The sequence below is a fragment of the Sphingobium sp. SA2 genome, from assembly GCF_032227065.1.
Lineage (GTDB): Bacteria > Pseudomonadota > Alphaproteobacteria > Sphingomonadales > Sphingomonadaceae > Sphingobium.
The window spans coordinates 84,744-110,426 of sequence record NZ_JAPMXX010000001.1 but is presented as its reverse complement, the minus strand read 5'-3'; the positions used below and the strand labels follow the sequence as shown (position 1 = coordinate 110,426).

The 25,683-nt window shown below is 61.0% G+C and carries 25 protein-coding genes and 1 pseudogene; 20 read left to right on the top strand and 6 right to left on the bottom strand.

Translation table 11 applies throughout. The features are described from left to right. Positions 1-67: 67 nt before the first annotated feature. The 5 genes from OVY48_RS00525 to OVY48_RS00505 all read right to left on the bottom strand — a co-directional run bounded on the left by OVY48_RS00525 (position 68) and on the right by OVY48_RS00505 (position 4,037). Positions 68-283, bottom strand: coding sequence for a hypothetical protein (locus OVY48_RS00525; RefSeq protein WP_313921613.1), 216 nt, complete (start codon positions 281-283; stop codon positions 68-70). 356 nt (positions 284-639) lie between these two features. Continuing rightward, entirely contained in the window at positions 640-1,911 is a 1,272-nt protein-coding gene (locus tag OVY48_RS00520) for a Y-family DNA polymerase (RefSeq protein WP_037480396.1), read from the bottom strand. Further along, complete coding sequence (locus OVY48_RS00515; protein ID WP_052027853.1) at positions 1,908-2,321, bottom strand: LexA family protein; 414 nt, start codon at positions 2,319-2,321, stop codon at positions 1,908-1,910. The genes OVY48_RS00520 and OVY48_RS00515 overlap by 4 nt, the downstream gene beginning before the upstream one ends. Before the next feature lie 75 nt (positions 2,322-2,396). After that, on the bottom strand, positions 2,397-2,978 hold the full coding sequence (locus OVY48_RS00510) for an SOS response-associated peptidase family protein (RefSeq protein WP_052027844.1): 582 nt from the start codon (positions 2,976-2,978) through the stop codon (positions 2,397-2,399). 54 nt (positions 2,979-3,032) lie between these two features. Further along, complete coding sequence (locus OVY48_RS00505) at positions 3,033-4,037, bottom strand: IS30 family transposase (RefSeq protein WP_069064301.1); 1,005 nt, start codon at positions 4,035-4,037, stop codon at positions 3,033-3,035. A 182-nt stretch (positions 4,038-4,219) separates the two neighbouring features. Here OVY48_RS00505 and OVY48_RS00500 point away from each other — a divergent pair, with 182 nt between their 5' ends. The 4 genes from OVY48_RS00500 (at position 4,220) to OVY48_RS00485 (ending at position 5,380) form a co-directional block, all read left to right on the top strand. After that, complete coding sequence (locus OVY48_RS00500; RefSeq protein WP_037472503.1) at positions 4,220-4,411, top strand: DUF6771 family protein; 192 nt, start codon at positions 4,220-4,222, stop codon at positions 4,409-4,411. A gap of 150 nt (positions 4,412-4,561) precedes the next feature. Beyond that, positions 4,562-4,747, top strand: coding sequence for a hypothetical protein (locus OVY48_RS00495; RefSeq protein WP_037472192.1), 186 nt, complete (start codon positions 4,562-4,564; stop codon positions 4,745-4,747). A gap of 10 nt (positions 4,748-4,757) precedes the next feature. After that, positions 4,758-5,180 (top strand): thermonuclease family protein, encoded by a 423-nt coding sequence (locus OVY48_RS00490; RefSeq protein WP_037472191.1) that lies wholly within the window; start codon positions 4,758-4,760, stop codon positions 5,178-5,180. Beyond that, entirely contained in the window at positions 5,081-5,380 is a 300-nt protein-coding gene (locus OVY48_RS00485) for a DUF5818 domain-containing protein (protein ID WP_237748742.1), read from the top strand. Before OVY48_RS00490 ends, OVY48_RS00485 begins: the two co-directional genes overlap by 100 nt. 222 nt (positions 5,381-5,602) lie before the next feature. Here OVY48_RS00485 and OVY48_RS00480 read toward each other — a convergent pair whose 3' ends face one another. Then, the gene (locus OVY48_RS00480) at positions 5,603-7,525 is read right to left on the bottom strand and encodes a S9 family peptidase (protein ID WP_037472188.1); all 1,923 of its coding nucleotides are present in this window, start codon (positions 7,523-7,525) and stop codon (positions 5,603-5,605) included. A 392-nt stretch (positions 7,526-7,917) separates the two neighbouring features. Here OVY48_RS00480 and OVY48_RS00475 point away from each other — a divergent pair, with 392 nt between their 5' ends. The 16 genes and pseudogenes from OVY48_RS00475 (at position 7,918) to OVY48_RS00400 (ending at position 25,627) form a co-directional block, all read left to right on the top strand. After that, on the top strand, positions 7,918-11,472 hold the full coding sequence (locus OVY48_RS00475) for a hydantoinase B/oxoprolinase family protein (protein ID WP_037472185.1): 3,555 nt from the start codon (positions 7,918-7,920) through the stop codon (positions 11,470-11,472). Next, a complete protein-coding gene (locus OVY48_RS00470; RefSeq protein WP_037472184.1) occupies positions 11,469-12,140 on the top strand; it encodes a DUF969 domain-containing protein in 672 nt (223 codons plus the stop codon). The genes OVY48_RS00475 and OVY48_RS00470 overlap by 4 nt, the downstream gene beginning before the upstream one ends. Continuing rightward, complete coding sequence (locus OVY48_RS00465; protein WP_037472182.1) at positions 12,137-13,087, top strand: DUF979 domain-containing protein; 951 nt, start codon at positions 12,137-12,139, stop codon at positions 13,085-13,087. The genes OVY48_RS00470 and OVY48_RS00465 overlap by 4 nt, the downstream gene beginning before the upstream one ends. After that, positions 13,078-14,073, top strand: coding sequence for a DUF2891 domain-containing protein (locus OVY48_RS00460; RefSeq protein ID WP_037472180.1), 996 nt, complete (start codon positions 13,078-13,080; stop codon positions 14,071-14,073). The genes OVY48_RS00465 and OVY48_RS00460 overlap by 10 nt, the downstream gene beginning before the upstream one ends. 691 nt (positions 14,074-14,764) lie before the next feature. Continuing rightward, positions 14,765-15,745 (top strand): hypothetical protein, encoded by a 981-nt coding sequence (locus tag OVY48_RS00455; RefSeq protein ID WP_037472179.1) that lies wholly within the window; start codon positions 14,765-14,767, stop codon positions 15,743-15,745. A 2-nt stretch (positions 15,746-15,747) separates the two neighbouring features. After that, on the top strand, positions 15,748-16,086 hold the full coding sequence (locus tag OVY48_RS00450) for a hypothetical protein (protein ID WP_037472177.1): 339 nt from the start codon (positions 15,748-15,750) through the stop codon (positions 16,084-16,086). A 39-nt stretch (positions 16,087-16,125) separates the two neighbouring features. Beyond that, positions 16,126-16,479 carry a hypothetical protein gene (locus OVY48_RS00445; RefSeq protein ID WP_037472175.1) on the top strand — a complete coding sequence of 118 codons (354 nt, stop codon included), beginning with the start codon at positions 16,126-16,128 and terminating at the stop codon, positions 16,477-16,479. A gap of 523 nt (positions 16,480-17,002) precedes the next feature. Beyond that, entirely contained in the window at positions 17,003-17,293 is a 291-nt protein-coding gene (locus OVY48_RS00440; RefSeq protein ID WP_313921610.1) for a hypothetical protein, read from the top strand. Between the two features lie 44 nt (positions 17,294-17,337). Then, positions 17,338-18,701, top strand: a protein-coding gene (locus OVY48_RS00435; RefSeq protein ID WP_409592734.1) for an IS3 family transposase whose coding sequence is annotated in 2 segments (ribosomal slippage) — positions 17,338-17,685 and positions 17,688-18,701 — 1,362 coding nt in all. Because the reading frame shifts where the segments join, the coding sequence is not laid out codon by codon here. Positions 18,702-18,773: 72 nt separating this feature from the next. Continuing rightward, positions 18,774-19,289, top strand: a pseudogene (locus OVY48_RS00430) (multicopper oxidase domain-containing protein); the annotation flags it as partial. Beyond that, a complete protein-coding gene (locus OVY48_RS00425; protein ID WP_037474442.1) occupies positions 19,286-20,446 on the top strand; it encodes a copper resistance protein B in 1,161 nt (386 codons plus the stop codon). The pseudogene OVY48_RS00430 and the gene OVY48_RS00425, both read left to right, overlap by 4 nt. A 209-nt stretch (positions 20,447-20,655) precedes the next feature. Beyond that, complete coding sequence (locus OVY48_RS00420) at positions 20,656-21,246, top strand: DUF305 domain-containing protein (protein ID WP_288287812.1); 591 nt, start codon at positions 20,656-20,658, stop codon at positions 21,244-21,246. 129 nt (positions 21,247-21,375) lie between these two features. Then, positions 21,376-24,066, top strand: coding sequence for a vitamin K epoxide reductase family protein (locus OVY48_RS00415; protein ID WP_313921608.1), 2,691 nt, complete (start codon positions 21,376-21,378; stop codon positions 24,064-24,066). 324 nt (positions 24,067-24,390) lie between these two features. Further along, positions 24,391-24,837, top strand: a complete 447-nt coding sequence (locus OVY48_RS00410; RefSeq protein ID WP_037478843.1) for a DUF411 domain-containing protein — start codon at positions 24,391-24,393, stop codon at positions 24,835-24,837. Between the two features lie 52 nt (positions 24,838-24,889). Continuing rightward, complete coding sequence (locus OVY48_RS00405; RefSeq protein ID WP_237748951.1) at positions 24,890-25,240, top strand: hypothetical protein; 351 nt, start codon at positions 24,890-24,892, stop codon at positions 25,238-25,240. Between the two features lie 102 nt (positions 25,241-25,342). Then, on the top strand, positions 25,343-25,627 hold the full coding sequence (locus OVY48_RS00400) for a hypothetical protein (protein ID WP_037476709.1): 285 nt from the start codon (positions 25,343-25,345) through the stop codon (positions 25,625-25,627). Positions 25,628-25,683: the final 56 nt, after the last annotated feature.

The following is a 25,683-nucleotide window of genomic DNA, read 5'->3' as shown; positions in this document are numbered from 1 at the left end:
GGCGGCATTTCCTCTCCAGGGAAAGAAGGATTGCTGTAGATGACGTGTCTCTCCGCATGGCGCGAACCTAAATCGTCCTGTCGGCCCTATCGTCCAGCATCAGCCTTTCGCCCTGCTTCTCTACTATGGCGGCGATCGGCCCTGACATCAGGCTCAGCATGCCAGGAAGATGGAGCGTCACCCGCAGCCGATTGTCTTCCGCATCAACGGTGCAGGGCACTTCGACGCCCATGGTCGCGACCGTCACTGCAAGACGCTCAGCGCTGGGCCATGAATGGGTCACAGTGGCTGCGCCGCCCGGGATGTGCGAGGCCAGTTTGCTAACGCCCCCTCTCCATGCGCCGTATGGCCTCATCGCGACCAAGAGTGTGGGGAATGTCAATTTCAGTGGGAGTTACCATGGTCCATGGACGCTTGGACCAAGGCTGTGGTCCGGCTCTGTCGCGTGGGTCCGCATCATGAGGCTGGGGCTGTGGGGTAGGGGGGGGTGGTGCTTGACCGGGAAGGGGAGGGACTGCCTGCATGCCCAATTGTGGGCAGCGCTGACCGTTCACTGCCAGGATCGTTCATCGCTCGAGATCGGCCGGTTGGGCGATATCCAGCCACATCGGACAAGGGATCTCCAGCAGCAAACCTCGCTCATCTCGCCTTTACGGCGGGCACCTCGGCAATGCGGGTGGTGTAGTTGGGCGACTTGCTGTCCGATCTGGCCGCCCATTCGCGCTTGAACCCCTGACTGGCTGGAACGGCCGCGAACTTCCCCAAACGCATATTGACCTGATCCATGGCGACCATCAACCGATCACGCCGTCCGCTATCCTCCTCGAACAGCGTTCGCGGTCGTCGGTCAGCGTCGATGAGGTCTTCCAGCATGACGCCCGCCTTGGTGATGCCATAGCCCTCTCGCCAAGCGCTCTCTATGCCGCGCCGGGCGTAGGCAAGAAGCATGAGGCCATCGTTGGTCATGGGCTGTATGGCGAGCGTCCGTGTCGCGGAATATTGCGGCCGGTCCTGCTTATGTCGATTGGTATGGAAAAATACCGTCAGGCGTCCTGCTACCAGGCCATGCTGCCGCAGCTTCTCTCCCGCCCGCATCGCATATTGGGCAACGGCACCCATCAGCAGGCCCTTATCGGTAACAGGCGTGCCGAATGAACGGGTGACAGCCATGCCCTTGCGCTGAGGCTCCACGGTTTCGATGGCGCACGCCGGAACACCCCGCAATTCAGCGACCAGCCGTTCCAGCACGACACCGCCGATGGCGCGGGCCTGCTTCAGAGCCATGTCGCGCAGCTGCCCGGCGGTACAGATATCCAAGCCTGCAAGTTTCGCCGCACTCGCCTTGCCGACACCCCACACATCGCCCACGTCGAACTGGTCGAGCACCCGGCGGCATAAGTCTTCGTCGCGCAGGTCGGCGACGCCATCAAATGTCGGGTTTTTCTTCGCCGCCGCATTCGCCAGCTTTGCGAGCGTCTTGGTCGAAGCGATGCCCACACAGGTGGGAATGGTGGTCCACTGCCGAACCTGCGCGCGCATGGCACGGCTATGCGCGGCGAGATCCAGATGCTCGAAGCCTGCAAAATCGACAAAGGTCTCGTCGATCGAGTAAATCTCGAAATCCCGCGCAAATGGCTCGATCGCCGCGACGACCCGCCGCTGCATATCGCCATAGAGCGCATAGTTGGATGAGAGGACGCGGATGCCGTGCTGCCTGATCTTGTCGCGGATCAGATGGACCGGATCCCCCATTTTGATGCCCAGCGCCTTGGCTTCACCCGAACGGGCAATCGCACAGCCGTCATTGTTGGAGAGGACAATGACCGGGACACCAACTAGGCTGGCATCGAACGCTCTCTCGCAGGACACATAATAATTGTTGCAGTCAATCAGGGCGACCGGCGCGCTCATCCGTATTTGCGGGCCAGTCCGACGACCACACCCCATATCTCGACATATTCATCCACGATGATGTCAGCAAAGCCATCGGCTTCCGGGACCAGCCAGAAGCGCCCGTCGCGCCGTTTCAGCCGCTTCAACGTGCGATCGCCATGGACCACAGCGACGACGATATGGCCTGCAACAGGCTTTTTTGCCCTGCTGACGATGATCAGGTCGCCGTCGGCAATCCCGGCCCCGGTCATGGAATATCCATCGACGCGCATGATGTAACTTGCCGCCGGATGCTCCACCAGCCAGTCGGCCAGATTGATCGGTTCCTCCATGTCGTCCTGCGCGGGCGAAGGAAAGCCTGCCGGCAGGCTCACCAGCAGCAGCGGCAGATCGGGCATGGCAAGGCAAATGGGTATGGGTTCAAACATCAAATAGGCCACGAATCAGATACCCGATCCGGCATAGCCTGATTGTCCGAAACGGTCATTTGTTCTTTTTATGTTCTACCCTTGAACGGTCATCCGCGCGGCAGGATATGCCATCGCACAGGCACCGTCATAATCCGTCGATAACCATGCCTGATAATCGCTGGGTTCAACGATGACCGGCATCGCCTTGGGATGCAGCGGCGCGACCAGCGCATTGGGTTGGCAGGTCAGAAACGCATAAACCGGACCCTGGTCGCTCTGTCGCCAAATACCGGCGAACGCGGCGATCGGCTGGTCGATCACGTTGAACCACCACTCATCGCGTCCTTCCCCGATCTTGGGTTCCGCAAATGTCGAGAAGGGGACGAGGCACCGCTGCGGAGGATTAGCCAGCATCGACTTCCAGAATGGGCTGCTGAGATTCCGCACATTGGTGACGCGCTTTTCCAGCATCTTTCCGCTTTTGCCTTTGACCTGGGTTGGCACGCCCCAGGACATGACGTCGCTTCGGAGCACACCGTCATCGTTGCGGACGATCATGCCCGGCTTTTTGGGCCAGACGTCCGTGGCGAACGCGGCGTTGGGCTGGCGGATATCGAACCCCGCATAGTCCCGCCAACTGAGGATGGCGGTTTCGATTTGAAGCGCGACATCCATGGGATGCGTAGCATTTCATCCAGGGTGGGGCGAGCCCCACCCTGGATGGCAAATCTACCGGGCGTTGAGGAGGGTGATTTGCTCTCCCAGAACGTCATGCGGGGTGCGATAGTTCAGGCACTTGCGAGGGGTGCTGTTGATGCGATCAGCAACGGCCTGGATTTCCTTATCCGATAGCAACGCCAGGTCCGTGTCAGACGGCAGGAAGCGCCGTATGCGACCGTTGCTGTTTTCCACGCTGCCCTTTTGCCAGGGTGCCGATGGCAGGCAGAAATAGCTCGTCATCGCGAGTTTCTTCTGGAGTGTCACAAAGGCAGCAAATTCCGTTCCCCGGTCAAAGGTGATGCTCTGACGCAGGGAAGGGGGCAGCATGTGCAAGTGGTGCTGGATTCCCGACATGACGCCGGCGGAATGCCGACTGGGATTGCGGGCGAGGATAGTAAACCGGCTGCGGCGCTCGACCAGCGAGGTGAGGTTGGCTTTGCCATATTCCAACCTGAAGATCATCAGGTCGCCTTCCCAATGACCAAAGCTGCTGCGATTACCGATTTCGGAAGGGCGTTTGCCAATGGTGTTGGCCAAAGGGATATGCAGACCGCGGGGCTTGCGCGCATAGCGCTGCCGTCGAGATCGACGGGCAACAGGCAGAAGGCGCCACAGGCCCTGGCTTCGTCCGTCCGGCCCATAGACGAACTGGTAGATGGTCTCGTGACAGACGGCTTCACGATTACCGCGATGGCGTCGAAGGTATCCCGCAATCTGCTCCGGCGACCAGGCTGCTGACAAGCGGTCGGCGATATAGGCGGCAAGCTCGGGCTTTCGGGCGATTTTGCCGCCACGCACCCGGCGCCTGTCCGCCATCGTTTGTGCGGCCGTTGGAAAATAGCCACGAAACACCGGCTCGTCATCGAGATGCTGATTACGTTTGAGCTCGCGATAGATGGTCGAACGATGTCGCTGCAGCGACGCTGCTATCTGATGCACGGACCGCCCGGTTGCAGCCAGTTGATAGATCTGTCGCCGCTCATCCAAACCCAGATGCTGGTAGCCGTTCATCATGTGCCTTCCTGGAAAGGGGATCAAACCCCTATAAATCCTAGGATTTCGCACTTCGATCTAGAATCCACCGGATCTTGTCGGGGTCGGTTCGATAATGATTGCACATCCAGGCAGCCTAGCGATCGCCAATTTCATCGCAAGCCTCTTGCTTCGTTCCTGATATGTTCTTTACGATCAGACCCATGACTCACCCTGATTCTCTTTGGCTCGCGCAGAGCCTGCTTCATGCCCCGGCCTGGGCACGCGTTGCCCTCACCGCACCCAACGAGCGCCTGCGCGAACAGGCCGCGGTGGAACTGGCGCAAAGCGTCATCGCGGCTATCGAGCATCCCCCCACAATCCCTGACATCCGCCAGATGACGCTGCCCCTGTGACGCAAAGCCTGCGGTACATCCGCGTGATGCACATGGTCAGCGATGCTGAATAGTCTGCCGCTTTCCTGATCTTGAGCAATAGACGGCATAGCGGCTGTGCAATCCGGCACCGCCACGCTAGCGTCTCGGTTTGAGCGATCGGGAATAGATATGAACGGATTTGTACGTTTGGAAACGGTGGACGGCGATTTTGTGGTCGTCAATGTCGATCGGGTCAGTTTCGTTCGGCGCTACCGCGGTGAAAATGGCACCAGCGCGATCAATTTCGAGAAGGGAAATTATATCGTTGTCAAAGGCAGTCTCGACAGCGTCATGACCATCCTGGCCGAAGGCTGAAGCGAGGCTCATGCTTGCCGTCCTATCCGCGGTCGTTCTGGCATCCGGACAGGTCTTTGTCTGCACGCCTACCCATGTCTGGGACGGAGACGGCCCGATCTGGTGTGCGGAAGGTCCAAAGGTGCGTTTGGCCGGTATAGCTGCCCGCGAGATGGACGGCACATGCAAAAAGGGGCACCCCTGTCCCAAGGCATCGGCTATTGCAGCACGAGACCGGCTGGTGCGCTTGCTGGGCGGCGCGAAAGGCAAGGCGCGGACCGGCCATATTCTCGTATCGGCGCCGACCATGCGCTGCGTGTCGAATGGATCGGCACGGGGCGGTCGCACAGGGGCATGGTGCAATCTGCCGGGCACGGGCGACATAAGCTGCGCCATGATCAGGTCAGACACTGTCCTGCGATGGGATCGCTATGCGCGGGGGCATTGCCGCTGATGCCGAGAGGAACGCGCCACGAACTGACCGGCATTCTTCTGGAAGGCGACTTCTATCCGGTGCTGCGTGTTGCTGATGGAGGCGAGTGGCGACTGGAGATCACCAAGGCCTGGCGGCCGCTGCTGGGCAAGCGCGTCACAATCATCGGCGTGCGTGACGGTTTTGATCTGATTGCCGTCGAGCGGATCACCCTGTCATGACGCACGATCAGCTTTTGTGGGGGAAGGTGTCGATAGTGATGAAGCAGCATGGTGAGCAAGCACCGCGCAAGGTGGACGAACGGATAGGTATCCTTGCGGTTGAGGGGTAAGGGGACTGCATCGTAACGAGCGCCGGGCCGCAAGGAGGCTGCTGCGCTGTGTCCAAGCCAAGCAAGACGCTTTTCTGCTTGGCGGCGGCAGCGCAAAATTGTCACTGGCTGATCAGCGACTCAAACCGAAACGATCTTCAAGGAAGGCGGCGATGCGGCGATACCCGTGAACGCGATTGGCAAGGCGGGCGATACCATGTCCTTCGTCCGGGAAGCGCAGATAGGTGACGGTTCCACCACTTGCTCGAATGCCCTCCACCAAACGGTCGCTCTCGGCGACCGGATCCCGCGGGTCGTTCGCTCCGTGCATGACGAGCATCGGCGTGGTAATTTTGGCTACGTTATTGATCGGCGACAGCTTGGCAAAGAAGGCGCGGACCTTGGGATCTGCGATATCACCGAATTCAAGCTTGTCAGCGGCCTTCAGTCCGGGGCTGGCTTGCTCAAGCGCTGTTACCCAGTCCGATACACCCACGATAGAAACGCCGGCCACGAACATGTCGGGATATGTGCCAAGCGCCTGGTTGGTGAGATAGCCGCCATAAGAGCCGCCACCGACCGCGATACGGGTGCCATCGACCTGACCCGACTTGCGCAACCATTCCGCCGCGTCGGCCAGATCTCCGACCTCGTCGACCTTCTTCTCACGGTCATTCAACTGCTCGAACGTCTTCCCTTGGCCCGTCGAACCGCGATAGTTGAAGTCGAGTACCGCAATGCCGCGGGCGACATAATATTGGATGTCCGCCGAAAAGCCTGACGTAGCATAAGCACTGGGGCCGCCATGGATACGCATGAACACTGGCGGCTTGCGGCCGTCGGGCGATGTCGTCGGCAAATACAGGAGCCCCGTGAGCGGTGCCCCGTCACGCGCGGCGAAGCGGACTGGCTCTGGAACCACCATCTGCGACAGGTCGAGCCCGGGCGCATCGGTCGGCACCAGAACACGGGCGGCGACATCCTTTGCGGACAGATCCCAGGAAAGCACTTCGCCCGCCGTAGTCGGGCTGTTCGCACTGATCAGGAGCATTGGCCTCTCCCCAGCGAACTGGACAGACACAGTGCCTGAGGGCAATTTTGGCACAGGGATGTCGTGGCCGGTGCTTAAGTCGCGCGCGTGCAAACGGCTGAACCCAGTCTCGATCGTGGTCCAGACCAGGTAGCGGCCATCGGGGCTGAGCGCGATCTGACCGATATCGAAGCCTGGCTTAACGATCGTTTGGAGCCGACCCGCGCCTACATCATAAAAAGCGATCTCGTGATAGTCTGAGGATTGATTGGTCGAAAGATAGAAACCGCGGCCATCGGGCTTCCATGCGATAGAGCTGTATTCGGCGATAGTCTTCGGCTCGAAAACGGTTGTCATCTCGCCGGTCGCGGCGTTGAGCAGGTGAAGGTTATTACCACCCCCGCGGGTCTCGCTAACCGCTATCAAATCACCACCTGGCTGCCATGCGACTGCGTAGAAGCCGCCCTTTCCATCATAAACGCGCCGACTTTGGCCGGTCTCAACGTCCGTCACGTAGATGTCGAAGTCGGTACCGTTGCGCTCGGTCGAGGAATAGGCGAACCGGCGCCTGTCGCGGCTCCAAGCACCAAAGCTGCGGAACGCTGGCGACTTCTCAACGATTGTCCGCTCTTTGTTTCCGTCGATGGTGAGCAGGTGCATGCCAACGCGCTCGTCTCCGTCGGTATCAGCGCCGTACAGCCAATGCCCCGAGGGGCCGGGCTCCAGCCAGTCGACGCCCGATCCGTAGGTGAGTTGGTCTGGAAAGCCGCCGCTTACCGGCATCGTCCAGATCTGGGGCGAACCGGTGATGTCGCTGATCCAGGCAATGTGCGTCCCTTCCGCGGAGAGGGCTGCACCGCGCGGGCTCCGTACAAGCAGGAAACGGGTGATGTCGAGTTTGCCATCTTGTTTGGGCGCGAGCGAAACTGGCTCGGCCTTGACAATGTCCTCAGGACGAGGCGTTTGCGCCGCACCTGCTGCTGCGGCACCGCTCGATAGCAGCAATGAAAGGATAAGGGCCCGCATCAGGTGCTCCGTCGCTTCTCGAATGAACTGGCAGGCTGGCCAGCCGTCTTCTTGTTGAAAACAAAGCTAGCCGGATGCGGATGGGAAAGCGAGGCAGAATACCCCCATTTGCCCTACACCGATCGTCAACTCTTTGACGTCTGCCGCTGCTCCTCGTCTTGCACCTAATTCCACGCCCGCCTTGCCCGCACGTGCGATGCAAAGCCACATCGACTTGTGTGGCGCCTTCTGGGCCGTTTGCCGAACGGCAAGTCCCGTGACTTTGACGATTTTTAATGGCCGATTCCGGCAATTGCGACACCTGAAGCGGACATCCACTAGACGCCCCAAGTCTGGACAAAGCTGCTGGCAGCGGCCTAGTTCGTAGGCCATGATTGAGAGAAGGTAGCAGAATGAAGGCTTGGCGCTTTGCGGTAGATCGTGGCGGTACTTTCACCGATATCGTCGCGACGACCCTTGAAGGGGAGCTGGTGACCGAAAAGCTGCTGTCGCAGAACCCGGGATTGTATTCAGATGCCGCCAGCGAAGGCGTGCGGCGCCTGATGCTGCGGTATGGCAAGGGACCGATTGCTGAGCTTCGTATCGGGACAACGGTAGCGACCAATGCGCTGCTCGAACGTAAGGGGGAACGGTTGGCGCTGGCCATTACGCGCGGTTTCGGCGATGCATTGCGGATCGCCACGCAGGCGCGGCCCGATATTTTTGCCCGTCACATTATGCTGCCCGAGCAACTGCCTGCCAGGGTGGTCGAGATCGACGAGCGGGTCGGGGTTGATGGCAAAGTTCTGCGGCCGCTCGACGACGCGCAGGTTCGGCAGCAACTCGACGCCCTGCGTGCCGGCGGCTTCGATGCTCTTGCGATTATCCTGATGCACGGGTGGAAGCACCGGGACCACGAGGCGCGGCTTGCGCGGATGGCGCGCGATATCGGCTTTACGCAAGTTAGCGTCAGTCACGAGGTGGCACCGCTCATCCGTCTGATCCCGCGCGGCGATACGACGGTGGTCGATGCCTATCTTTCGCCGGTGCTGCGGCGCTACACCGATGCGCTCGAGGCCAGCCTCCCCGCGACCGGGAGCCTGCGTTTCATGCAGTCGAACGGCGGGCTGGCGGAAGTGGGCGCGTTTCGCGGTAAGGATGCTATCCTGTCCGGCCCAGCTGGCGGCGTGGTCGGCATGGTCGCGGCGAGCGCACCACTGGGCCATACCCGGCTGATTGGCTTCGACATGGGCGGCACGAGCACCGATGTTGCACATCATGCCGGCGAATATGAACTGACCGGCGACAGTGTGGTTGCGGGGGTTCGGGTCGCGGCACCGATGATGCAGATCCACACAGTCGCGGCGGGTGGCGGGTCGATCTGCCGCTTTGACGGCGCTCGCTTCAGGGTCGGGCCGGAAAGCGCCGGGGCGGACCCTGGCCCTGCCTGCTACCGCAAGGGCGGACCGCTGACCGTGACCGACTGTAATCTTTTCCTAGGTCGCCTCGATCCTGCGTTCTTCCCGGCCGTGTTCGGTCCACAGGGCGATGCCCCGCTTGATCCGGTGGTGGCACGAGGGCGGCTGGAAGAAGTTGCCGCAATGCTCCCCGAACCAAGGCCGCTTGAAGAGATCGCCGAGGGCTTCCTTGCCATCGCGGTCGACAATATGGCCAACGCCATCCGCAAGATCTCGGTCGCGCGCGGGCACGATGTGACGACCTATGCGCTTGCTTGCTTTGGCGGAGCGGGCGGACAGCATGCCTGCAAGGTCGCCGATGCGCTAGGGATGGAGACGGTGTTGGTCCATCCGCTTGCAGGGATGCTCTCGGCCTATGGCATAGGCCTCGCGCCGGTGAAGGCCATCCGCGAGGTCAGCCTCGTGCGCGCGCTGGACGAAAGCTTCGCTCGTGAACTAGCTGCGCTTGAGGAACAGGCGCGGCAGGAGCTCCTTGATCAGGGCATCGCTGCCGACGCAATCCGGACCGACAGCCGCGCAAGGCTGCGCTTTGCTGGCACTGACAGCCAGCTAGCCATAACTTGCACCGATCCGGCGGCAATGGATGTAGCTTTCCGCAAGCTGCACCGCCAGCGTTTCGGCTATTCCGACGCGGGGGCGGCAATCATGGTGGAGGCATTGAGCGTCGAAGCCAGTGGGCAAGCGGGTGGGCTGTCCGCATCGGTCGAGTTGCCCGAGGCGCTGGCTGTTGGTAATGCCCTTATATATGGCGCTTGGAAGATTCTGTCGCGTCGCGCCTTCGATGTCGGCAAATGCGAGCCCGGGCCCCTGCTGGTCATCGACCCAGGGTCGACGACCGTGGTCGAGAAAGGCTGGCAGGCGCGATTGGCCGATGAAGGAAGCCTGATCCTGACCCGCGCCGTGCCGCTGAAGCGTGAGCGCGCGGCGGGAACGGATGTCGATCCGGTCCGTCTCGAGATTTTCAATAACCTGTTCATGGCCATCGCCGAGGAAATGGGGGTGGTGCTGCAATCCACCGCTACCTCGGTCAACATCAAGGAACGGCTTGATTTTTCCTGCGCACTTTTCGATCGCAGCGGGGCGTTGATCGCCAACGCGCCGCACATTCCGGTGCATCTTGGCAGCATGGGCGACAGCATTGTGCGGGTGATCGATGCGCGTGGGAGCGGGCGCGACGGGCGCGGGTTTCGGCGCGGCGATGCTTATGTGCTCAATGATCCCTATCGTGGCGGCACGCACCTACCCGATATCACGGTGATCGTGCCCGTGTTCTACAGCGAAGAGGCGAGCGAACCCGATGCTTTTGTTGCAGCGCGCGGGCACCATGCCGATATTGGCGGGATCGCGCCCGGATCCATGCCGCCGGAAAGCCGGACGATCGAGGAAGAGGGTGTCCTGATCGACAATGGCTTGCTGGTTGACGAAGGGCAGTTTTGCGAAGCGGAAATGCGCAAATTGCTGGCGGCAGCGACATTCCCCGCCCGCAATCCCGACCGCAACCTGTCCGATCTGCGCGCCCAGCTTGCCGCCTGCACGCGCGGTGCGGGGCTGCTGCGGGGCGCAGCAATGGATCACGGTCCAGACGTGATCGCGGCCTATATGGATCATGTTCTGGCCAATGCCGAAGAAAGCGTGCGGCGGCTGATCGATCGGCTTGAAGATGGCGGCTTTGCCTATGAAATGGACAATGGCGCGACAGTGAAGGTCGCCATCCGCATCGACCGCGCAAGCCGCTCGGCGGTGTTCGACTTTACGGGCACCAGCAACCAGTTGCCGGACAATTTCAATGCGCCGCGCGCGATTACTCGTGCTGCCGCGCTCTACGTGCTGCGCACGCTGATCGACGATACCATTCCAATGAACGATGGCTGCCTGCGCCCGGTCGAACTGATTGTGCCAGAAGGCTCGATGCTGAACCCGAAGCCCGGCGCAGCCGTGGTCGCCGGGAATGTCGAAACCAGTCAGGTGGTCACCGATGCACTGTTCGCCGCGTGCCGACGCCTTGCGCCGAGCCAGGGGACGATGAACAACTTCACGTTCGGTAATGAATATCACCAATATTACGAGACAATCTGCGGCGGTTCGGGCGCGGGTCCCGATCATGACGGGACGAGCGCGGTGCAGACGCATATGACCAACAGCCGTCTTACCGACCCGGAGATACTGGAAACGCGGCTGCCCGTGCGGATCGAGCGGTTCGCAATCCGTCATGGTTCGGGCGGGACGGGTTTGCATTGCGGCGGCGACGGTGTCGAGCGGCGCGTGACCTTCCTTGAACCGATGCGTGCCAACATGCTCGCCAATCGCCGGCGGATTGCGCCAAGCGGGATATGCGGAGGCGAAGATGCACTGGCTGGCCGGAACTGGGTGGAGAGGGCGGACGGATCGCGTGAGGAGCTCGGGGCGACAGCGTCGGCGCATATGCAACCGGGTGATTGTTTTGTAATTCTCACCCCCGGTGGCGGCGGATTTGGGAAGGTGTCTCAATGAGCTATTGGCCACTCCTTGGAATTGCGATCGTCGTTGTTGGTTTTGCGTTGCGGTTCAATCCGCTGATGGTGGTGGTGGGTGCGGCGCTTGCGACTGGTGTGCTCGCCGGGCTGGATATCGTTGCTGTGATTGAAGCGCTGGGCAAAGCCTTTAATGACAATCGCTACATTACTGTCACATGGATCATTCTTCCGGTGATAGGCCTGCTAGAACGTTACGGGTTGCAGCAACGCGCCCGCGCGGTGATCGAAGCAATGCGTGGCGCGACCATGGGCCGGTTGCTGGTCGCTTATCTTGCCTTTCGCCAACTCACCTCAGCGCTCGGCATGAAGGATATTGGCGGGCATCCGCAGGCCGTGCGCCCCTTGGTGGCGCCGATGGCGGAGGCGGCCGCCATCAAGATCCATGGCGATTTATCCGAAGGTGACCGCGACAAGATCAAGGCCATGGCCGCTGCGACCGACAATGTGGGCCTGTTTTTTGGCGAAGACATTTTTTTCGCGATTGCCTCGATCCTGCTGATCCAGGGCGTGTTCGAGAGCGCGGGCTACCCCATGACCCCGTTGCAGCTTTCCGTCTGGGCAATCCCCACGGCCATCTGCGCCTTTTTGATCCACGGCGGCCGCATCCTCGCTTTCGACCGCCGGTTGGGGAGGGCGCGCCAGTGATCACCTACGAATGGCTTTACGCGCTGGCGGGCGCGGCCTTCGCGCTTTGGGCACTGCTCAGCTTGCATGAACGGCGCTGGGGCAATGCCGGGTTCTGGGCGCTGCTGGCCGCGAGCTTCCTGCTGGGCAGTCATGTCTCCGATTTCATGAACGGACTATTGGTGCTGGCGATGGTGGCAATTGCGGGGGGTGGCGGGCTGACGCGGAGCGATCCTGCGACGACCACGCCCCAGGAACGGCAACTGCTGTCAGAACGGCTCGGCAACCGGTTGTTCCTGCCAGCCCTGGTGGTACCGCTGACCGCTGTCGCGGGGACGCTGCTCTACAATTACACGGCTTTTGGCGAGACCGGATTGTTCGAGTCGCGGCGCGAAACGCTGATCCTGTTCGGCTTGGGCGTGTTGGCGGCGCTGGTGGGCGCGATCGGGTGGCTGCGCCCGCCGCTGCTGGCTCCGGCCGAGGAGGGGCGGCGGCTGCTCGATTCGATCGGCTGGGCGGCGATCCTGCCGCAGATGTTGGCGGCGCTCGGTGCAGTGTTCGCGCTCGCGGGCGTTGGCGAAATTATTGGTGGCCTTGCAGGTGATATCATACCTCGCGGTAGCGTTTTTCTGACAGTTGTCGTCTTTGCGCTGGGCATGGCGTTGTTCACGGTGATTATGGGCAATGCATTTGCTGCCTTTCCGGTCATGGCAGCGGCGATCGGGATTCCGTTACTGGTCCAGCAATATGGCGGCAACCCGGCGGTGATCGGCGCAGTTGGCATGCTCGCCGGCTTCTGCGGAACGCTGTTGACCCCGATGGCGGCTAACTTCAACATCGTTCCCGCCGCGCTGCTTGAGCTGAAAGATCAGCATGGGGTGATCCGCCAACAGATCGGGACCGCTCTTCCGCTGCTGGTCTGCAATATTGTCATCATTTATGTAGGGGCTTTCCTGTTGTGGAATTGACCGAAGATATTGCCCGCCATTTCGCAAGGATAGCGCTTAGCCACGTGACGCGGCCCTATCCCTACAAGGACGACCATGTCTTCGAGAGCGACCAGGACGTTCGGCCCCCGCGCATGGCCCACCCGGTTTTCTGCGGCAGCTTTGACTGGCACAGCTGCGTGCACGGATGGTGGACCTTACTGACGTTAAGGCGGCAATATCCTGGCATGGCCGAAGCTGGGCCAATCGAAGCGCTAGCCGACGAAACCTTTACGGTTGCCAAGCTTGCGGTGGAGTTGGCCTATCTCGACCGGCCGATGTCGCGCGGCTTCGAGAGGCCCTACGGATGGAGTTGGCTGCTATACCTGCATCTTGAGGCTGAACGGCACGATGATCGCGAATGGTCTGTCCGTCTTGAACCCTTGGCGCTGGCTTTCGCGGCGCGCCTTTGCGATTACCTTAGGATACTGACTTACCCGATTACCGTGGGCACACATTTCAATACGCCTTTTGCGCTGATCCTTGCACGACGTTGGGCGTTCGGTCGCGACGAGGCGATGGTGGCTCTAATCGACGCGTGGACAGAGCGAGCCTTTGGCAACCGTACCGATTATCGCGGTTGGGAGCCAGGTGGCGATGAATTTCTCTCCCCCGTTCTCACTGCGGCACTATTGATGACCGAGACTCGTTCGAAGCAGACTTTCGCTCCCTGGTTCCGAGCCCTGGTGATTGCCAATGGCTGGCTTGAGAACGAATGCCGCCCTGTGCTCGTTTCCGATCGCACCGACGGAAAGATCGCTCATCTCGATGGTCTCAATCTCAGCCGCGCCTGGTGTCTTCGCATTATCGCAGATGCGCTTGACGATGAGGAAACGCAAAAGGCGCTGATGCTTTTGGCGAACGAACATCTTGAGGCAGCGCTGCCGCATGTGGCTGGCGATTATATGGGAGAGCACTGGCTCACCAGCTTCGCAGTTCTGGCGTTGCTCGCGCCAAAGCAATTCTAGCCACCAGCACGCCGCCGGACCCTTTTGTATCTACTCGTGGCCACTGACAGGAAGAGCAGGCCAGCAAATCTATCTCAGCCGAACGGCAGATTTTCGAGCGAGGCGCCGTTCGCGCTCGGGAATAGAAAGGCGTATGTTGGTCGGGTGCTGCCGGCGGCGGTACGGCGCCGGCTTCGTTGAAATCGATCGCCGCGTTTTGGGACATTTCTGCCGGTCGTGGGGAGTACGTCGATGGCCGGTTTTGTCTTGCAAGCCGACACTCAATGGGCCGATCGTCAGCGCAGAACGACAGTGCGTGCGCTGCTTGCTCATGGGCAGCTTTAGGATGGGCATCGAGGTCCTCAAGGGCCCGAGCTACGCGCAGGCCAAGGCGGTCTGGTAGCCGAGGGCCTTCAAGACGATGGGCGATGCCGATCCGGTCAGCATCCCGCTTCCAAACTGTACCTGTGCCTCGTCACCGCGCCCGGCTATGCACAGTCCTGCCGGATGCACGCGACACTTTAAACACGGCGCGGCGGGCGCTTTTCAGCGCTCCGGCAGTCAAGCCACAGCTCGTGCCCGATGGCATCGCGCGCCGAAGGCTCGCTCCGCGTCTCGCAGTATTGAGGGCGGCGTCAGATGCATCGGCGGTAGCAGTTGCCCTGACACGATTGCGCCAATATCGTGGCAAGACCTTCTGGCGGAGCACTTTGTGGACGGCATTGACGACCTGCGGCAGTTCGAGAATGAGGCGGACACCGCGATTGCCGCGATGCCGATCATGGCGCTTCCCGCCCGGGCGGTCTTGGCGGGACTGCATTATTTCCTCTGGGTCACCCAGCATGCAGGCCTGCTCGACCTGGACCCGCAACCGGGGGTTTCCGAGACCGCGATACGGCGCATGGGATACCTGCTGCCGCTATTGGTGCGGCGCCAGGCCGAACCCTTTGGAGTTTCAGCCCGCGACGCTCTGGACGGATTCTTGAAAGCGGATCCCACGGGCGAGCAGATGGCGCAGCTGCTGAGCTACGCGCATTTCAGCGAGTTCATGCCGGAGGCCCACAAGAAATACTATACGGTCACGACCATCAGGGAGGGGTTTCGCCTCGTCCTGCGCAGCGAATGGTTTGAGCAGATGCAGGCGCGCGATATCCTGCTCAGCGAGCTTGCGCTCGTGTTCCCGTTCCCGGCGAAGAAGGAGCTGGATCCTGTCCTGCGCGAGATCGTGCGGGATCTCCCGGATGCGAACTGGGACCTGGTCGGCCCGTTGCTGGGCCGCAAGATCGAAGCGCTGCTCTTCTCGCTCGCCGAGCCCAACCTCGTCGCGCCCGAAGGCATGGAGCGCATCTTCGGGTCGGGATATTCGGGATTCTATCGCATTCGCGCAGCGATCCTCGCCTATGCCGAGCTGGCGCTCGAGATATCGATGATCCTCGGGGCGACGTCCAACCGCGAAAATGACGGGAAGGGCATCTCCGACGAGACCCTCGAATGGATCTCGTGCAACGTCGAGGCAGAGTGGTTTGTCGGGCTGATCGCGAGGCTGTCGGCCGCCGAGCCCGGGATGTCGAGCGCTTCATCCGATTTTTCTGCGTTGATTTCCGGCAATCGCCAGCGCGCCACAACGGCGGGGATGGCCTGTTCCCGCCCTTCGCGCGCTTCGAGAAGAGCTACGTCTTCTCACCGATCCTAGTCTTGAACTTCCTCCATCTCCGCAATGCCGTCTTCGCCTTCTCCACGCTGGATGCCCGTACCTATGCGAACCACGTCTCCCACGAGCTGGAGCCGGTGCTCATCAGCCAGGCAATCGAGTTCCTGCGGCGGAGCCATCCCTGGTTCCTCCGACCCGGCTACGATTATGCGGGTGGGGAAATCGACCTCGTCGTCGTTGGCGAGACCGGGCCTGTGCTGCTCATCCAGGCCAAGGGGACGCTGCCACCGCAGGGGGCTCGCCTGACGGAGCGACTGGCCGATCGCATTCGCGAAGGCATTGGCCAAGTGGAGAAGTTCCGCGCACTGGAGGTCACCGAGTAGGAAGCTATCGCGAGTGCCGCCGTCGGGCGGCCTGTTGCGGTGGCTGACATCCGGCACGGCATCCTCGCTCGGTCGTGCTTCGGTGCACCCGAGATCTTCGATCCCGCGCTAGGGATCGCGCGGATCACGCTGCCGCTTCTGTCGCTTGCGCTCGGCGAGATGCGTGCCCGAGGGGAGCTGGCGGACATAGATGCGCTCCTCCTTCACCTGGAAGGGATCGAGCTGCGCTATTTCGTGGAAGCCGACCCGCGGTGGGAAGAAGGAGCGTTCTCGCTGGCGGGCCGGCACCTGCACGTGCCGTTGTTCAAGTACGATCAGGACATGGTAGACATGGTTCGCGCACAATCGTGGGAATGCTCGTTTATCGAGGAACCGAACGGCGGGCCCGATTGATCGGCGAGCTTGATCCATTTCGGCCTGGCGCATGCATGTGCGCCATGCGGGAACGATAAATCAAATTTCAAGAGATCGACCGCCACTGAGACGTCGTTCGCGACTCCGTTGGTGCGGATGTGGCGGCGCTCCCTTTTAAGAGACGGTTCGCTCGGAACAGGCGCGATGGCAGCTTCCGTCGATACCTGACGTTGGTTAGCGCGGTCCTAAGCGACTATCTTGATCGGTAACGGCACGTGCAACCTGCGATTTTCTGGCCATCCCAGACGATGCCCTAAGAAGCCAGATTCCTCGACAACCAGCCATTGTGACTCAGTTGAAGACCGATCGCGTTGAAAAATAATTGTCGCGTTCGGTCTCTATCGGCCGCCTGAAAAATTTAAAAAGAGTGACAATATCTTGACCGCCATCAGGTTCTGGCGGACATCGGATCGAGCTATTTTTTCAATCAAAGATCGGTATAGCCTGCATGGATGCCCCAGCGGACGTCACCGCCGTTCCCGTCATCTACAAGATTCTGGGTATGAGCAATGACGATCAATTAGCGCCTTTGGTCGACACGCTTACGCAGACGCCTCTCAGCATACTTAAGATCTGCCGGGCCTATGAACGGCACGCCCCGAATCACAGTCGGTATACCGATCAGATCGGCGATGAGATTTACCGCCTTGGCCAGAAGGCACTGAATATCACGGATGGTAGCCGCCCTTCGTATCAACGCATGATCGACGCGTTATGCAAACAGCTGGGGTCGCCTGCCCAGGAGGACGAGCTGTCCGCCGTCAGCACCAATGGCACAGATTTGAGGTTGTGATCTAAGGAGGATCTGGGCTTCGTCGTAGTGACGAAGGAACGAAGATGAAGCCCAGATCCTCCAATGTAAAATCGCCCGCCAAGGCCCCAGCAGAGCGGGTAGTGAAGGACATCCGCCGACAGACCCGGCGCCACTTTTCGGCCGAGGACAAGATCCGCATCGTGCTGGATGGCCTGCGCGGGGAAGACAGCATCGCCGAGCTATGCCGCAAGGAAGGCATTGCCCAGAGCCTGTATTACACCTGGTCGAAGGAGTTCATGGAAGCTGGCAAGCGCCGCCTGGCCGGCGACACCGCCCGTGCCGCGACCACCGGAGAGGTCCAGGACCTGCGCCGCGAAACCCGGGCCCTGAAGGAATGCGTGGCCGATCTGACACTGGAAAACCGTCTGCTCAAAAAAAGCATGATCGCGGATGGGGGCAACGACGAATGAGGTATCCCGCATCCGAGAAGCTCGAGATCATCAGAACCGTCGAGCAGTCGCACCTGTCGGCCAAGCGCACGCTGGACCAACTCGGCATCCCTCGTCGGACATTCTACCGCTGGTATGATCGCTACCTCGAAGGCGGGCCGGAGGCGTTGGAAGATCGGCCATCGGCGCCGAGCCGGGTGTGGAACCGCATCCCGGCGGGCATCCACGACCAGATCATCGAGCTGGCGCTGGAACAGTCTGAGCTGAGCCCCCGGGAACTGGCCGTGCGCTTCACCGATGGGCAGCGCTACTTCGTGTCGGAATCCACGGTTTACCGCCTGTTGAAGGCCCGCGACCTGATCACCAGCCCGGCCTATGTCGTGATCAAGGCTGCCGATCAGTTCCACACGAAAACCACGCGGCCGAACGAGATGTGGCAGACCGACTTCACCTACTTCAAGATCATCGGGTGGGGCTGGATGTATCTGTCGACCGTGCTCGACGACTTCTCGCGCTACATCATCGCCTGGAAGCTGTGCACCAACATGCGAGCCGAGGACGTCACCGACACGCTGGACCTCGCCCTGGCGGCTTCTGGTTGCGACAGCGCCACGGTGCTGCACAAACCCCGGCTACTCAGCGATAATGGCCCCAGCTACATCGCGGGTGAGCTGGCGGAATACATCGAGGCCCGGAAGATGAGCCATGTCCGCGGCGCCCCGTGTCATCCCCAAACCCAGGGCAAGATCGAGCGCTGGCACCAGACCCTGAAAAACCGCATCTTGCTGGAAAACTACTTCCTGCCCGGCGACCTCGAAGCTCACATCGAGGCCTTCGTCGAGCACTACAATCACCAGCGATACCACGAGAGCCTGGCCAATGTGACGCCTGCCGACGCCTACTTCGGCAGGGCTCCGGCAATCATCAAACTGCGCGAAAGGATCAAGCGACAGACCATCGAACATCGGCGCTTGCAGCACCGCAAGTTCGCCGCCTAACATCAACCCCCTGACGAGGTCCGCACTCCGCTAATCTACGCCGCGAGTTGTGCCGAATGTTCTGACGACGGACAGTCACCGGGCGTGCAGACGATCTCGCCTATGCCGATGGACCGCACCGGAGAACCCGGTCAGGGTCTCGAGAATGTCGGCCACAAGGTTCTCGTCTACAAGGATCTCATGGCGCTGGAGCGCAATCCTGACGTGCGTGCTCCGGACCGCAGTCTCGATATTCATCTCACCGGCAACATGGAGCGGTTCATGTGGTCGTTCGACGGCGAGAAGATGTCGGACGTGCATGACCCGATCCCCTTCATCGAGGGTGAGAGGGTTCGGATCAATTTGATCAATGACAGCATGATGGGCCACCCGATCCACATTCATGGTCACTTTTTTGAACTGGTCACGGGTCATGGCGATCATGCCCCGCGAAAGCACACGGTCATTGTACAACCCGGTGGCAAGGTCACATGGGATTTTACCGCTGATGCGGTCGGCGACTGGGCGTTCCACTGCCATCTTCTCTACCATATGCACGCCGGGATGATGCGCGTCGTGAGTGTCCGTCCGAAAGGAGAGGCGGCATGAAGCGTACTTTGACGGCATTATTTGCCGGCTCGGCGATGGTCCTCGCCATGCCGGCGATCGCACAAGGTCAATCGATGCAGGGCATGGATCATTCCAACATGCCCGGCATGGCGATGCCGGCGAAGAAAACCGCTCCCGCCAAGCCCGCCAAAAGGCCGACGCCGAAGAAGCCGGTCCCTAAGAAGGCAGCGCCGAAGAAAGCGGCCCCTGCAAAGCCGGCGGCCAGCCATGATATGGAAGGCATGGATCATTCGGCCATGCCTGGAATGGCGATGCCCCAAAACGCTCCGGCGGAGGATAAGGGCACGCCAGCAATGGATCACAGCTCGATGCCCGGCATGGATATGTCAGCAGACCATGCCGGCCACGACATGGGCAAGATGCAGGGCATGGAAATGACCGGAACCGCCCTTCCGCCAGGAAATGCCCCGGCTCCCAGGCCGGCGGTGGATCACTATGCCGACAGGCAGTTCCCGTCCGCCGAGATGGAACGATCTCGGATGGAGATGATGCACGAGCAGGGCGGGCAAGCTTTCTATCAGGTGATGTTCAATCTTGCCGAAGTGCAAGTGCGACAAGGCCGCGACGCCTATCGCTGGGATGGAGAGGCCTGGTTCGGAGGGGACATCAACCGCCTGACGATCAAGTCCGAAGGGGAGGGCGTCTTCAGGCAGGGCGTCGAAAGCGCCGAGGTTCAGGCGCTCTACAGCCGGGCGATCGGTCCCTATTTCAATTTGCAGGCGGGTATTCGCCATGATATTCAGCCATCGCCGTCCCGGACCTATGCCACCATCGGTTTCGAGGGGCTTGCGCCTTACTGGTTCGAGGTGGAGGGAGCAGTCTTCCTTTCGGACAAAGGCGACGTCCTCGGCCGCCTCGAAGGCTATTACGACCAGAGACTGACCCAACGGCTCGTTCTCCAACCTCGCGTCGAATTCAATCTTGCCGCGCAGGACGTTCCTCAAAACCGGATAGGTTCCGGTCTCGTCGATGCAGAGTTGGGGCTACGCCTGCGATATGAGATCACCCGGCAGTTCGCGCCCTATGTCGGGGTTTCCTATGAAGCCAAGACGGGGCGGACAGCGGACTATGCGCGTGCCGATGGCGAAGATCCAACGACGACGAGCCTCGTGGCAGGTGTGCGCATATGGTTCTGACCCAAATGCGGCGTTGCGTTCGCACTCCGCGGCGAGGCCGGGCGAGGGCGCTGAATTAGAGAGATATGATAACTGATGGTCTCGATCTCGCTTGTAGATCAATGACGACGACCGCGGGATCATGTTGAGCATGAAAGAGTTGGACTAATGCGCGCTGAGGCGCGCCAATTCGGGGGAAGGGCGGCATAGGTGTAATAGGGAGACGGTAAATGGAAGACAAAAAGGGCGGCATGGGCATGGGCATGGGCTATGGCCGGTTCGCGGCGATGATTGCGACGTCTACGGTCGTAATGTTCGGGCTGATGTATCTTAACACCTATGCTTTGAGCCATGTTCAGTTTAGCCAGACCCGCAGCTGGATGGCGCTCGTCATGGGCGCGGTCATGGCGGTGATCATGCTCAGTTTCATGTGGGGCATGTACAAGAACACCCGCCTCAACATCGGCATCCTGATCGGCAGTGCCGTCATTTTTGGTTTAGCGCTCTGGTTGGTGCGGAGCCAGGAAACGGTCGATGACGTCTCCTACATGAAGGCGATGATCCCGCACCACTCGATCGCGATCATGACCAGCGAGCGCGCGCACATCAAGGATCCGGAAGTCAGGAAAATGGCCGACGGCATCATCGATGCGCAGGTGCGCGAGATCGCTCAGATGAAACAGATGATCGCGCGCCTGCAGGCTAACCCGGCGCCGGAGGGTGCTCCGGACCTGCCCTCGTATCGCGATCGCGGTGCGTCGCCACCGCCCCCGCAAACCGATGAAAGCACCGGTATAGATACTCGAAAGCCGATTTCCTGAGGTCGGTTCTTCGAAGTAAAACAGGATGGCATATGATCGGGTACTGCCGGAAAGGCTTCGTCATGCGCGATCTTGCTCAAACGCCCCAGCGATCGGCGCTCTCCGCGAAAGAGCCAGGATAGTGTACTTATGACCGACATCGAGCGCAGCGGTCCGAGTGGCGCCAAAGGCGCTTCTGAGATCGTCCTCGTCACCGGAGCGAGCGGTTTTATCGCCGCGGCCCTGATCGCCCGGCTCGGCGAGCGCTACACGGTCGTCGGTCTCGATCGCGCCGGTCCGCCCGAGCCACCACCGCCCGCCGCCGCTATCGACATTGATGTCGGCTCGGATGAAGCGGTTCACGCTGCGCTCGAGGAGGTTCGCGCGCGATACGGCAACCGCATCGCTTCGGTGATTCACCTCGCCGCCTATTATGACATTTCTGGCGATCCCAATCCGCTCTACGACAAGGTCACCGTCCAGGGCACCCGGCGGCTGATCGACGGACTCCAGTCGTTCGATGTCGAGCAATTCGTCTTCGCCAGCACGATGCTGGTCCATAAACCGACCGCCACTCCGCAGGAGCGCATCAACGAGGAATCGCCGATCGGTGCCTCCTGGGCGTACCCGCAGTCCAAAGTCGACACAGAGGCGCTGCTGAACGAGCGTCACGGACGGATACCCGTCGTCTACCTGCGACCCGCCGGAGTTTACGACGACGATGGGCGCTCTGCGTTCCTCGCACAGCAGATATCGCAGATCTACGAGCACCGCCTGATCTCGCATTTCTATCCTGGCATGCTGTGCGCGGCGCAATCATCGGTGCACCGCGATGACCTGGCCGAAGCCGTGGTGCGCCTGGTCGATCGGCGGCACGATCTTCCGTCTGAACTGCCCCTGCTCATCGGCGAACCCGATGCCCCCGGCTACGCCGAAATCCAGAATATCGTCGGCGAGGCGCTCCACGGCGAGGGCTGGAAGACAATCCGCATCCCGCAGCCGCTCGCGAAGGCTGGCATCGTTCTTCAGAGCGAGGCACTCGGCGATGACGACTTCATCCAGCCATGGATGATCGATAGCAGCAACGACCACTACATCCTCGACATCTCGCGCGCCCGGTCGCTGCTCGGGTGGGAGCCGAAGCACAGTCTTCGCGAAACGCTTCCGACGATCGTTGCGGCATTGAAGCGCCACCCGCGCGCCTGGTACCGGAACAACAAGCTCAACGAGAACCTCGTCGCCTGGAACGACAAGTCCGATCCGAAGCCGGCCGAGTTGGACCATAACCCGCCTGAAGCGGCAGCCAGCGCGATGCCCGGCATGGAGCCCGAAGCTGAGGACCATGGGAACATGGACCATGCCGCTATGGGGCACGCGCCCGGGGATGGGGACATGGCGACGCCCAGCCACGGTGCACATGGCGATCACATGGCAATGATGGACCGCGACGAGCGCCGTGCGCGCTGGGCGCTTTACGCCAACGTCGGTCTCGGCCTGTGGCTCGCGTCGAGCCCGCTCATCTACGACTCTATGACGACGCAGAGCGTCAGCGAGGCCGCGCGCTTCGTGACCGTCGATCGCGGGCTGCCGTCGATCGAGTGGCGGGCGAGCGCACTGTCCATCAGCGATCTCGTCAGCGGGCTTGCCATTGCGCTGTTCGGTGCGCTGTCGCTCGTACCACGCACCAAGACGTGGGCTCAATGGGCTGTCGCATTCGTCGGCATCTGGTTGCTGTTCGCGCCGTTGATCTTCTGGAGCCCGAGCGCGGCGCAGTACAACAACGATTTGCTCATCGGCTCGGCCGTCATCGCGCTGTCGGTGCTCGTGCCGATGATGCCGGGCATGAGCATGGCAGGGATGATGGACCCCAAGAACATCCCACCCGGTTGGACCTATTCCCCGTCTACCGATGCCCAGCGGCTGCCGATCGTCGTGATGGGTCTGATAGGTCTTCTTACCTCGCGCATCCTGACGGCATACCAATTGGGCCACATCGATAGCGTCTGGGAACCCTTCTTTGCCGGCTCGCTGAGCGACCCGCGCAACGGTACCGAGGAGATCATCACGTCTAACATGTCAAAGGCGTGGCCGATTCCCGACGGCGGTCTCGGCACGGTGAGCTATGTGCTCGAGATCCTGATGGCGGTGATGGGCACCCGCGACCGCTGGCGCACGATGCCGTGGATGGTGACCTTCTTCGGCATCCTGGTCATTCCGCTCGGCGTGGTCAGCATCTATTTCATCATCAGCCAGCCCATCGTCATCGGCACCTGGAGCACGCTGGCGCTGATCGCCGCCCTTGCCATGCTGATCATGATTCCTTTCGCGCTGGACGAGGTCATCGCCATGGGTCAGTTCCTTGTGTGGGCGAAATGCCGCGGCAAGCCGCTGATCCGCACCTTCTTCCAGGGCGACGCGATCGAGGCCGGCAGTGAGGACGCGTCCGACGTGATGTCGTCGCCTGCCGCATTTTGGGCCGATGCAAAGCGGGGGCTGACCCTGCCGTGGACGCTGGCGGTCAGTATCGCGCTCGGCGCATTCCTCATGCTCACGCGGGTGACACTGGGCAATGAGGGCGCCATGGCGAACAGCGACCATGTGATTGGTGCCCTGGTCATCACCGTCGCGATCATCGCCACCGCCGAAGTTGCCCGCGCCGTGCGCTTCATCAATAGCGCGCTCGGCGCCTGGCTGGTTGCTGCCCCGTTCCTGCTGACGGGGGCCGGCCACCTCGGCACGATCGTTTCGGTGGTCATAGGGCTCGCCCTCGCCGGTCTCAGCCTTCCCCGCGGCAAGCGCAGCGCTGAACATTATGCGAGCTGGGACAAGTATGTGATTTGAAGTCGCTCTGCGTGATGTGGAATCGAACAGGAAAGGATACGTTACGCCTGTCGGGAAGGCGGGACTCGAAATAGCCAACTTATGGCCGTGCGATCGGGTCGCCGAGATGCGAAATGCGGCCCTACTCGGGTGCAATAATGGCTTTCGACTGCATCATCGACGCGAGTGCGAGAGGTCTGCAACGGCCCTGGGTTGCTCATCGACGAATGTCGGTTCGTGATCGCTACGGTAAGCTAGCGACCGTCTGCAATTTTTTGAGGGGTCGGCGGCGGTCGCGCGTAATATGAACAGTAGCCTTGAAGAATGGGTGCGGTGAAGGACGATATGAAACTCAAAGCCGCATTATCGTTGGTCCTTGCATCGGTTTCGGTCGCCAGCGCGGCGGCGACGCCTATCGTGGTCCACCGCGATCCGGGCTGTGGCTGCTGCGCGCAGTGGGCGGCGCAGGTGCGTAAGCAATTCGGACGTCAGGTAACGATCATCGACGATCGCCAGCGCTCCGGCTTCCAGCGGACCCAAGGCGTTCCTTCGGGCCTGTCGTCCTGCCATACAGCGATTGTAGACGGCATGGCATTGGAGGGTCATGTCCCGATCGCCGACATGAAGCGTCTGCTGGCTCAGAAGCCGCACGGCGTGCGTGGACTAGCGGTTGCCGGGATGCCGATGGGCTCGCCAGGGATGGAAGTTCCAGGACAACGCGCCGACACCTATAATGTGATCGCCTTCGGTCCAGGCGGACAGCATGTCTTTGCGCGTCATGGCGGACGATGATGTCGTTGCTCTAAGATAAGGACGGGTGTAAGAAGTAACAGTTGTGAAACGGATGCTGCCTCTCTTTCTCCTGCTGGGAGCTTTGCTTGGTCTGATGGGCCAGGCGACAGCCTATGCGTCTATCCCGGCTTCGGTCTCCGCGCCGATGGCGATGTCGGGGATGAGTGCAGACTGCATGAATGCGATGGCTCAGGAACAACAGCCCTCGGGCAAGCCCTGCAAGGGGCTGACGCTCGACTGCATCGCATCAATGGGCTGCGTGGTTCCGATGGTTCTGCGCGACGCGCCGCCGGTCCCGGCATCGCCCGTGGCTCACGAAGCTATGGCATTCTGGACTACGACATCGATCCTGCATGGCAGTGATCTGACCCCCGAGCCTGAACCACCGACTATCCTTGGCTGATCGACCACAGCCGTAGGCTGGCGGTTTCCGTGCGCCCTGAGCGCAAACAGACCCCCGGCAGACCTGCGGCTATCCAACGATTATTTGCCAAGGATTTGTAACATGAAAACGCTCAAAATCGCCGCTGCCATCGTTGCGGCTTCCGCCTCTGCTTTCACTTTTGCGCCCGCGTTCGCGCAGGACAGCGCCGCCAGCGCGGGTCATTACGAGTGGCGCGCGGCGCCACAATATGGCCCCCGCGCACCTCTGCAAACGTCCAAGCGAGTGTGGGTTCCAGACCACGCCCAGATGGCAAACTGCAACTGCAACATGATGAAGATGAGCGCCGCGGATTGCATGAAGGAAATGCATGGCATGATGTCTCCGTCCGGCGCCTCGGCAGGCTAGCAGCAGGTTCTGGCCGCTTCAGGTCGCATAGACGGCTAGGCCAGCAGTGGCGGCGG

Bases quoted from the DNA above. Each gene is read 5' to 3' on its own strand.
- OVY48_RS00495 (WP_037472192.1), top strand. From the start codon at position 4,562: ATGAACGGATTTGTACGTTTGGAAACGGTGGACGGCGATTTTGTGGTC.
- OVY48_RS00475 (WP_037472185.1), top strand. From the start codon at position 7,918: ATGAAGGCTTGGCGCTTTGCGGTAGATCGTGGCGGTACTTTCACCGAT.
- OVY48_RS00515 (WP_052027853.1), bottom strand. From the start codon at position 2,321: ATGTTTGAACCCATACCCATTTGCCTTGCCATGCCCGATCTGCCGCTG.
- OVY48_RS00405 (WP_237748951.1), top strand. From the start codon at position 24,890: ATGCTGCCTCTCTTTCTCCTGCTGGGAGCTTTGCTTGGTCTGATGGGC.
- OVY48_RS00480 (WP_037472188.1), bottom strand. From the start codon at position 7,525: ATGCGGGCCCTTATCCTTTCATTGCTGCTATCGAGCGGTGCCGCAGCA.
- OVY48_RS00490 (WP_037472191.1), top strand. From the start codon at position 4,758: ATGCTTGCCGTCCTATCCGCGGTCGTTCTGGCATCCGGACAGGTCTTT.
- OVY48_RS00510 (WP_052027844.1), bottom strand. From the start codon at position 2,978: ATGGATGTCGCGCTTCAAATCGAAACCGCCATCCTCAGTTGGCGGGAC.
- OVY48_RS00520 (WP_037480396.1), bottom strand. From the start codon at position 1,911: ATGAGCGCGCCGGTCGCCCTGATTGACTGCAACAATTATTATGTGTCC.
- OVY48_RS00425 (WP_037474442.1), top strand. From the start codon at position 19,286: ATGAAGCGTACTTTGACGGCATTATTTGCCGGCTCGGCGATGGTCCTC.
- OVY48_RS00485 (WP_237748742.1), top strand. From the start codon at position 5,081: ATGGTGCAATCTGCCGGGCACGGGCGACATAAGCTGCGCCATGATCAG.
- OVY48_RS00500 (WP_037472503.1), top strand. From the start codon at position 4,220: ATGACTCACCCTGATTCTCTTTGGCTCGCGCAGAGCCTGCTTCATGCC.
- OVY48_RS00415 (WP_313921608.1), top strand. From the start codon at position 21,376: ATGACCGACATCGAGCGCAGCGGTCCGAGTGGCGCCAAAGGCGCTTCT.
- OVY48_RS00470 (WP_037472184.1), top strand. From the start codon at position 11,469: ATGAGCTATTGGCCACTCCTTGGAATTGCGATCGTCGTTGTTGGTTTT.
- OVY48_RS00505 (WP_069064301.1), bottom strand. From the start codon at position 4,037: ATGATGAACGGCTACCAGCATCTGGGTTTGGATGAGCGGCGACAGATC.
- OVY48_RS00410 (WP_037478843.1), top strand. From the start codon at position 24,391: ATGAAACTCAAAGCCGCATTATCGTTGGTCCTTGCATCGGTTTCGGTC.
- OVY48_RS00400 (WP_037476709.1), top strand. From the start codon at position 25,343: ATGAAAACGCTCAAAATCGCCGCTGCCATCGTTGCGGCTTCCGCCTCT.
- OVY48_RS00440 (WP_313921610.1), top strand. From the start codon at position 17,003: ATGAGCAATGACGATCAATTAGCGCCTTTGGTCGACACGCTTACGCAG.
- OVY48_RS00420 (WP_288287812.1), top strand. From the start codon at position 20,656: ATGGAAGACAAAAAGGGCGGCATGGGCATGGGCATGGGCTATGGCCGG.